7 protein-coding genes are annotated in these 8,643 nt (G+C 58.5%); 6 read left to right on the forward strand and 1 reads right to left on the reverse strand.

What is annotated here, in order from left to right; genetic code table 11:
* Positions 1–83 precede the first annotated feature (83 nt).
* On the reverse strand, positions 84–542 hold the full coding sequence (locus WBB95_RS10990; protein ID WP_424487615.1) for a universal stress protein: 459 nt from the start codon (positions 540–542) through the stop codon (positions 84–86).
* Positions 543–647: 105 nt separating this feature from the next.
* Here WBB95_RS10990 and WBB95_RS10995 point away from each other — a divergent pair, with 105 nt between their 5' ends.
* From WBB95_RS10995 to WBB95_RS11020, 6 genes are all read left to right on the forward strand, one after another.
* Positions 648–1,085, forward strand: a complete 438-nt coding sequence (locus WBB95_RS10995; RefSeq protein ID WP_424487616.1) for a hypothetical protein — start codon at positions 648–650, stop codon at positions 1,083–1,085.
* Positions 1,086–1,581: 496 nt separating this feature from the next.
* Positions 1,582–3,729, forward strand: coding sequence for a fatty acid oxidation complex subunit alpha FadB (gene fadB / locus WBB95_RS11000; protein ID WP_424487617.1), 2,148 nt, complete (start codon positions 1,582–1,584; stop codon positions 3,727–3,729).
* A gap of 29 nt (positions 3,730–3,758) precedes the next feature.
* Positions 3,759–4,934: an acetyl-CoA C-acyltransferase FadA gene (gene fadA / locus WBB95_RS11005; protein WP_017137418.1), complete on the forward strand. Its 1,176-nt coding sequence runs from the start codon at positions 3,759–3,761 to the stop codon at positions 4,932–4,934.
* A 97-nt stretch (positions 4,935–5,031) separates the two neighbouring features.
* Positions 5,032–5,268, forward strand: coding sequence for a DUF1653 domain-containing protein (locus WBB95_RS11010; protein WP_021490990.1), 237 nt, complete (start codon positions 5,032–5,034; stop codon positions 5,266–5,268).
* A 114-nt stretch (positions 5,269–5,382) separates the two neighbouring features.
* Positions 5,383–8,004 (forward strand): type I DNA topoisomerase, encoded by a 2,622-nt coding sequence (topA, locus tag WBB95_RS11015; protein WP_424487618.1) that lies wholly within the window; start codon positions 5,383–5,385, stop codon positions 8,002–8,004.
* Between the two features lie 126 nt (positions 8,005–8,130).
* On the forward strand, positions 8,131–8,643 hold a 513-nt coding region (locus WBB95_RS11020; protein WP_424487619.1), incomplete at its 3' end, for a DUF6586 family protein.

The raw sequence follows: 8,643 nt of genomic DNA on the forward strand, positions 1-8,643 counted from the left end.
GGCTGCCTGTCAGTTGATACATTTGCTGGCTGACTTACCGATATCGCAGGCAAGCCAGCTTCCACATCAGATCTTCATCGGCCTTACTTGCTGGTGTCTTTGACCAGCTTCACCGCCAGCACATCGCACGGCGCGCCGTGCAGCACATCATTGGCGGTAGAACCCAGCAGCAACGCCAGGCCGTGACGACCATGGCTGCCGACCACGATCAGGTCGCAATGCTGTTCCTTGGCCAGGTGATGGATCTCCTGGCGCGGTTGGCCGTAAGTGAGGTGGGAATTTTCCTTGGTCACTTCAGGGTATTTGAGGATCAAACGTTCAAGCCGCTCTTTGGCCTGGTCGAACTGCTGCTGCTGCAGTTGGGAGAGGTCCATGGGGACGTCGCCACCAAAGGCCATGGCCATAGGCTCGACGATGTGCACCAGCGACAGCTTGGCGCCGTTGGCGATTGCTGAAGCCTGCGCGCGCTTGATCACTGGGTCGCACTCTTCGGTCAGATCGACAGCGACCAAGATATGTTTGTAGGAATATTCGTTGGGCATGGCGCGTTCCTCCAGGGGACTGCAATAAATTCAGTATGGCTGCTTTCAAGCGGATGGGGTTGCGTCAGATCAAATCCGCTCATCTGGAAATTCGGGAGTACACATATGACGGTCTGGATAGTGGTGTCAATCCTTCTGGTGGTTCTGAGCCCCCTGGCATGGCTGCGCCCGTCGCGCCATCAGAGTGGGCGCATGGCCCTGCGCATGGAAGCGCGCCGCATCGGCTTGGCGATGCAGCTGTCACCTCAGGAGTGGCCCTACTGGCTCAAGCAGGAGCCGCCGAGCCCGTGTGCGCAGTATTGCCGGCCACGGCGCGGCAGCACGCCGGCGGTCTGGAGTTACTGGCAGTTGGAGCCTGGGGTGTGGGTCAACCAATGGCGCGAAGTGTGCGTGGATGAAAAGTTGTTGCCGCATTTTGCGACACTGCCGGCCAACGTCTACAAGGTCGAGGCCGACAAGCAAATGATCGCCCTGTACTGGGGCGAGAAGGGCGAGGCGAGTGTGCTGAAGGCGATTGATACGCTGCTCAAGGCCCTGGCCTGATGCCTCGGCCTTAAACGCCAGGCAATAAAAAGCCCGACATCATCATCGGGCTGGAGTTGGCCAGGCAGGCCGGTAATTCTGTGTTCCCTCGCGTCGGATGTTCATCCAGTCGCTTTACGGTTGTCGCTAGCCTAGCGGTATATCCCGTTCTGTACAGCCCTTTCCTACAATTTTTCTATTATTGATTTCATGAATACTTGAATATCGATCAGGCGCGGGCCTAGGGTTGAGGTTCTGAAATGACTGGAAAGTCGCGTTTTTCCTAGCCTTTCGAGCGATTGACAATTGCCCGGAATTGGATGAAGGTGGCGTACCCAAATCAAACGGGCGTATGAATTGAGCGTTTGTCTGTCAGACCGCTCATACAGAACCCCGACTAGCGCATTGGCGGGTGTGCCTGGCGGATTGGCATGAGCATTGACCCAATAATCAATGTCCAACCAGAGGCCAGCGTCCAGTGTGTACTGTTCAGCTTCCATATCGTGGAGATCAGTTGATGATTTACGAAGGTAAAGCCATCACGGTTAAGGCTCTTGAAAGTGGCATCGTCGAATTGAAATTCGACCTCAAGGGTGAGTCCGTCAACAAGTTCAACCGTCTAACCCTGAATGAATTGCGTCAGGCCGTAGACACCATCAAAGCAGATGCTTCGGTCAAGGGCGTGATCGTCTCCAGCGGCAAGGACGTGTTCATCGTCGGCGCTGACATCACCGAATTCGTCGACAACTTCAAGCTGCCCGATGCCGAGCTGGTGGCTGGCAACCTCGAAGCCAACAAGATTTTCAGCGATTTCGAAGACCTCAACGTGCCAACCGTTGCCGCGATCAATGGCATCGCGCTGGGCGGCGGCCTCGAAATGTGTCTGGCGGCAGACTTCCGCGTGATGTCGGCCACTGCCAAGATCGGCCTGCCTGAAGTCAAGCTGGGCATCTATCCGGGCTTTGGCGGTACCGTCCGCCTGCCGCGCCTGATCGGTGCCGACAACGCCATCGAGTGGATCGCCGCCGGTAAAGAAAACCGTGCCGAAGACGCGCTGAAAGTCGGTGCCGTCGACGCTGTGGTTGCCCCGGACAAACTGGCCGAAGCTGCCCTGAACCTGATCAAAGGCGCCATCAGCGGCGAATTTGACTACAAGGCCAAGCGCCAGCCGAAGCTTGAAAAGCTCAAGCTCAACGCCATCGAACAAATGATGTCGTTCGAAACCGCCAAAGGTTTCGTGGCAGGCCAAGCCGGCCCGAACTACCCGGCGCCGGTTGAAGCGATCAAGAGCATCCAGAAGGCTGCGAACTTCGGTCGCGAAAAAGCCCTGGAAATCGAAGCTACCGGCTTCGTTAAACTGGCCAAGACCTCTGCCGCGCAGAGCTTGATCGGTCTGTTCCTGAACGATCAGGAACTGAAGAAAAAGGCCAAGGCCTACGACGAAATCGCCAAAGACGTGAAACAGGCTGCCGTACTCGGCGCCGGTATCATGGGCGGCGGTATCGCTTATCAGTCGGCGTCCAAAGGCACGCCGATCCTGATGAAAGACATCAACGAACACGGCATCGAGCAAGGCCTGGCTGAAGCCGCCAAGCTGCTGGTGGGTCGCGTTGATAAAGGTCGCATGACTGCTGCGAAGATGGCTGAAGTGCTTAACGGCATTCGTCCTACGCTGTCCTACGGCGATTTCGGCCACGTCGACCTGGTGGTTGAAGCGGTCGTTGAGAACCCGAAGGTCAAGCAAGCGGTACTGGCTGAAGTTGAAGGCCATGTGAAAGAAGACACCATTTTGGCGTCCAACACCTCGACCATTTCCATCACTTTGTTGGCCAAGGCCCTCAAGCGTCCGGAAAACTTCGTCGGCATGCACTTCTTCAATCCGGTGCACATGATGCCGCTGGTGGAAGTGATCCGTGGCGAGAAGTCGAGCGAGCAGGCGGTGGCCACCACCGTTGCCTACGCCAAGAAAATGGGCAAGAACCCGATCGTGGTCAATGACTGCCCGGGCTTCCTGGTCAACCGCGTGCTGTTCCCGTACTTCGGCGGTTTCGCCAAGCTGGTCAGCGCCGGTGTGGACTTCGTGCGCATCGACAAAGTCATGGAAAAATTCGGCTGGCCAATGGGCCCGGCGTACCTGATGGACGTGGTCGGCATCGACACCGGCCACCATGGTCGTGACGTGATGGCTGAAGGCTTCCCGGACCGCATGAAAGACGACCGCCGCTCGGCGATCGACGCGCTGTACGAGGCCAAGCGCCTGGGCCAGAAGAACGGCAAGGGTTTCTACGCCTACGAGGCCGACAAGAAGGGCAAGCAGAAGAAAGTGGCCGACCCGTCGGTTCACGAAGTACTCGCGCCGGTCATCTACGAGCAGCGTGAGGTGTCCGATGAGGACATCATCAACTGGATGATGATCGCCCTGTGCCTGGAAACCGTGCGTTGCCTGGAAGATGGCATCGTTGAAACCGCCGCCGAAGCCGATATGGGCTTGGTGTACGGTATTGGTTTCCCTCCATTCCGTGGCGGTGCACTGCGTTACATCGATTCGATCGGTGTGGCCGAGTTCGTTGCCCTGGCTGACAAATACGCTGATTTGGGCCCGCTGTACCACCCGACCGCGAAGCTGCGTGAGATGGCCAGGAATGGCCAGAGCTTCTTCGGTTAAGTGCCCAGACGACTAGAGCGAGAATATTTATGAGCTTGAATCCAAGAGACGTCGTGATCGTCGACTTCGGTCGTACGCCGATGGGCCGCTCCAAGGGCGGCATGCACCGCAACACCCGCGCCGAAGACATGTCGGCGCACCTGATCAGCAAGCTGCTGGAACGTAACGTCAAGGTTGACCCGAACGAAGTCGAAGACGTGATCTGGGGCTGCGTCAACCAGACCCTGGAGCAGGGCTGGAACATCGCGCGCATGGCGTCGTTGATGACCCAGATCCCGCACACGGCAGCCGGCCAGACCGTCAGCCGCCTGTGTGGCTCGTCGATGAGCGCGCTGCACACTGCCGCCCAAGCGATCATGACCGGCAACGGTGATGTGTTCGTGGTCGGCGGCGTGGAGCACATGGGCCACGTCAGCATGATGCACGGCGTCGACCCTAACCCGCACATGTCCCTGTACGCGGCAAAAGCCTCGGGCATGATGGGCCTCACCGCAGAAATGCTCGGCAAAATGCACGGCATTACCCGCGAAGCCCAGGACGCGTTCGGCGTGCGCTCCCACCAGCTCGCTCACAAGGCGACCGTGGAAGGCAAGTTCAAGGATGAAATCATCCCGATGAACGGCTATGACGAGAACGGTTTCCTGAAACTGTTCGACTACGACGAGACCATTCGTCCGGATACCACCCTGGAAAGCCTGGCGGCTCTCAAGCCTGCCTTCAATCCAAAGGGCGGCACCGTGACAGCCGGCACTTCGTCGCAAATCACCGACGGTGCCTCGTGCATGATCGTGATGTCGGCGCAGCGTGCCCAGGACCTGGGTATCCAGCCAATGGCCGTGATCCGTTCGATGGCCGTGGCGGGTGTGGACCCGGCAATCATGGGCTATGGTCCAGTACCGGCCACACAAAAAGCCTTGAAGCGCGCAGGCCTGACCATCTCCGATATCGACTTCTTCGAGCTCAACGAAGCTTTCGCCGCACAGGCCCTGCCAGTGCTGAAAGATTTGAAAGTACTCGACAAGATGAACGAGAAGGTTAACCTGCACGGCGGTGCGATTGCCCTGGGCCACCCATTCGGTTGCTCCGGTGCACGTATTTCCGGCACTTTGCTTAACGTGATGAAGCAAAATGGCGGCAACCTTGGGGTTGCAACCATGTGCATTGGTCTCGGCCAAGGCATTTCCACCGTCTTCGAACGCATCTAAGCGTTGGGTTGACGGAAGCCGGGGCCCAGTGCCCCGGTTTTTGTTTTTTGGCATTTTTAATATTTTTTTTCAACAAATTTTGTAAGAGGGCCAGAGCATGAAAGTCGAACCCGGGCTCTACCAACATTATAAGGGCCCGCAGTACCGCGTTTTTAACGTGGCGCGGCACTCCGAGACCGAAGAGGAAGTGGTGTTTTACCAAGCACTGTATGGCGATTACGGCTTTTGGGTACGTCCCTTGAGCATGTTCCTGGAGACCGTCGAAGTTGACGGCGAGCAGGTCCCGCGCTTTGCTTTGGTCCAGGCCGAACCCAGTCTTTTTTCAGGGCAATAACGACAGGCCGCGCAGAATGCTGCGCTTGACCTCACCTTGTTGCCACTATATATAGCGTTGCCGCGACAGGCGCCAACTGCCTTTCACTTCTCGAATTCAGGAATTTTCCGATCCATGGGCAAATCGCTGGTCATTGTGGAATCCCCGGCTAAGGCCAAGACCATCAACAAGTACTTGGGTAACGAGTACGTGGTGAAGTCGAGTATCGGCCATATCCGAGACCTGCCCACCAGCGGTTCGGCTAGCGCCAGCAAGGAGCCAGCCGCCAAGCGCGGCAAGGCGGCTGCGGGCGAAGGTCCGGTGCTCACCCCTAAAGAGAAAGCGCGCAAGCAGCTGGTCTCCCGCATGGGTGTGGACCCGGATCATGGCTGGAAGGCCAAGTACGAAATCCTTCCAGGCAAGGAAAAGGTCATCGAAGAGCTGCGCCGGCTCGCCAAAGATGCTGACACCATCTATCTCGCAACCGACTTGGACCGCGAAGGGGAAGCCATTGCCTGGCACCTGCGGGAAGCCATCGGTGGTGACGACAGCCGCTACAAGCGTGTCGTGTTTAACGAAATCACCAAGAAAGCCATCCAGGAAGCCTTCTCCAAGCCGGGCGAACTGGACATCGATCGCGTCAATGCCCAACAGGCCCGTCGTTTCCTCGACCGCGTCGTGGGCTACATGGTCTCGCCACTGCTGTGGGCGAAGATCGCCCGTGGCTTGTCCGCCGGCCGTGTGCAATCGGTCGCGGTAAAACTGGTGGTGGAGCGTGAGCGCGAGATTCGTGCGTTCAACCCCGAAGAATACTGGGAAGTCCACGCCGACCTTGGCACCGCCAAGGGCAACAATGTGCGCTTTGAAGTGGCCCGCGAGAAAGGCGAGGCCTTCAAGCCGCTGAACGAAGCCCAGGCCATGGCCGCGCTGGAGAAGCTCAAGGCTTCCAGCTACAGCATCGTCAAGCGCGAAGACAAGCCGACCAGCAGCAAGCCGTCGGCACCGTTCATCACTTCCACCCTGCAACAGGCCGCGAGTAACCGCCTGGGCTTCGGTGTGAAGAAAACCATGATGATGGCCCAGCGTCTGTACGAAGCCGGCTACATCACTTATATGCGTACTGACTCCACCAACCTGTCGCAAGACGCGGTGGCGATGGCGCGTACGTATATTGAAAGCGAGTTCGGCAAGAAGTACCTGCCGGAGAACCCGAACGTCTACAGCAGCAAGGAAGGCGCGCAGGAGGCTCACGAAGCGATTCGTCCTTCCGACGCCAATACCGAGCCAAGCAAGCTGAGCGGCATGGAGCGCGACGCTGAGCGCCTCTACGAGCTGATCTGGCGCCAGTTCCTGGCTTGCCAGATGCTGCCGGCGCAATACCTGTCTACTACCGTCAGTGTGGCGGCTTCCGACTTCGAGCTGCGTGCCAAGGGTCGTATTCTCAAGTTCGACGGCTACACCCGTGTGATGCCGCAAATCGCCAAGCCTGGCGACGACGATGTGCTGCCGGACATGGCCCAAGGCGACACGTTGAAGCTGATCAAGCTCGACCCGTCCCAGCACTTCACCAAGCCGCCAGCGCGTTATTCGGAAGCGAGCCTGGTGAAAGAGATGGAAAAACGCGGCATCGGTCGTCCTTCGACCTATGCGGCGATCATCTCGACCATTCAGGACCGTGGCTACGTCGCGCTGCACAACCGTCGTTTCTACTCGGAAAAGATGGGCGACATCGTCACTGAGCGCTTGTCCGAGAGTTTCTCCAACCTGATGGACTACGGCTTCACCGCCGGCATGGAAGAGAACCTCGATGACGTGGCCCAGGGCGAGCGTGACTGGAAAAGCGTGCTGGACGAGTTCTACGGCGACTTCAAGAAAAAGCTCGAAGTGGCCGAAAGCCCTGACAGCGGCATGCGTGCCAACCAGCCGGTAATGACTGACATCCCGTGCCTGACGTGCGGCCGTCCGATGCAGATTCGTACGGCCTCCACCGGCGTGTTCCTCGGTTGCTCGGGCTACAGCCTGCCGCCGAAAGAGCGCTGCAAGGCCACCGTCAACCTGGTGCCAGGTGATGAGATCGCGGCTGACGACGAGGGTGAATCCGAGTCGCTGGTATTGCGTGGCAAGCACCGTTGCCCGATCTGCAGCACGGCGATGGACGCCTACCTGCTGGACGAGAAGCACAAGCTGCACATCTGCGGTAACAACCCGGATTGCAACGGCTACGAAATCGAAGAAGGCACCTACCGCATCAAGGGCTACGAAGGTCCGAGCCTGGAATGCGACAAGTGCGGCAGCGAGATGCAGCTCAAGACTGGCCGTTTCGGCAAGTTCTTCGGTTGCACCAACCCGACCTGCAAAAACACCCGCAAACTGCTGAAAAGTGGCGATGCGGCGCCGCCGAAGATGGACCCGGTGAAGATGCCTGAACTCAAGTGCGAGAAGGTCAACGACACCTACATCCTGCGTGACGGTGCTTCGGGGCTGTTCCTGGCCGCCAGCCAGTTCCCGAAAAACCGCGAGACCCGTGCGCCGTTGGTGCAGGAAATCGTGCCGCACAAGGACGAGATCGATCCTAAGTACCACTTCCTGTGCGAAGCGCCGAAGAAGGACCCGGACGGTCGCCCGTCCGTGATCCGCTACAGCCGCAAGACCAAGGAGCAGTACGTGCAGACCGAAGTGGACGGCAAGCCTACGGGCTGGAAAGCCTTCTACGACGGCGGCAAGTGGAAGGTCGAGGACAAGCGCCAGGGCGCTTGATCGACTAATCTGCACACTACAAAGGCCGCCTGCATGGGCGGCCTTTTTTTGCGCTTGCAGTGCGTTCGGCTGATCCGTGACACTGTTCAGCCAGCATCACGCTTATTCGTTGTGGAGATTGCCGTCATGGCCAACGAACTCTATACCCGTACCAATCAGAAAATTTACTTCGCGGGTTTGTCCCTGGAAGCCCTTGGCCGCGCCGAGGAAGGGAAAGAGATGAATGCCATCGCGCTGGTCCAGGCGGGGCGTGAAGCGGCGTTGTTCCACTTGTATGGCGCCTTGCTGGGCCTGTGCCATGAAATCGCCGGGTTCTATCGCTTGCCCCAGGCCGGTTCGCCGCGCGCGGAAATGATCATGAACCGCGAAGTGCTGGAAAGCATGGCCATCCCTGAACTGGCCGAGTTGGTGGAAATGGCCCAGAGCCCCGACAGTTGGGTCGCGCGTCTGCTCAAGGCCCACGCCGACATGTTCCAGCCGCCACGTATCCCCCATGTGCCCAAGGGCGATGTGACGCAGCCGCTGATTGTGGCGGTTGCGGTGGAGGAGAATGAGCCCAAGCCGTTGAGCCGCCAGGAGCTGGAAAGCTGGCGTCAGGCACTCAAAAAGATGGCGCTGCGCTTTCGCGAAGGCCTGAAC

The organism is Pseudomonas sp. (assembly GCF_049645325.1).
Classification (GTDB): Bacteria; Pseudomonadota; Gammaproteobacteria; order Pseudomonadales; family Pseudomonadaceae; genus Aquipseudomonas.

Coding starts and splice junctions, on each gene's coding strand:
- WBB95_RS10990 (WP_424487615.1), bottom strand. CDS start 542: ATGCCCAACGAATATTCCTACAAACATATCTTGGTCGCTGTCGATCTG.
- WBB95_RS10995 (WP_424487616.1), top strand. CDS start 648: ATGACGGTCTGGATAGTGGTGTCAATCCTTCTGGTGGTTCTGAGCCCC.
- fadB (WP_424487617.1), top strand. CDS start 1,582: ATGATTTACGAAGGTAAAGCCATCACGGTTAAGGCTCTTGAAAGTGGC.
- fadA (WP_017137418.1), top strand. CDS start 3,759: ATGAGCTTGAATCCAAGAGACGTCGTGATCGTCGACTTCGGTCGTACG.
- WBB95_RS11010 (WP_021490990.1), top strand. CDS start 5,032: ATGAAAGTCGAACCCGGGCTCTACCAACATTATAAGGGCCCGCAGTAC.
- topA (WP_424487618.1), top strand. CDS start 5,383: ATGGGCAAATCGCTGGTCATTGTGGAATCCCCGGCTAAGGCCAAGACC.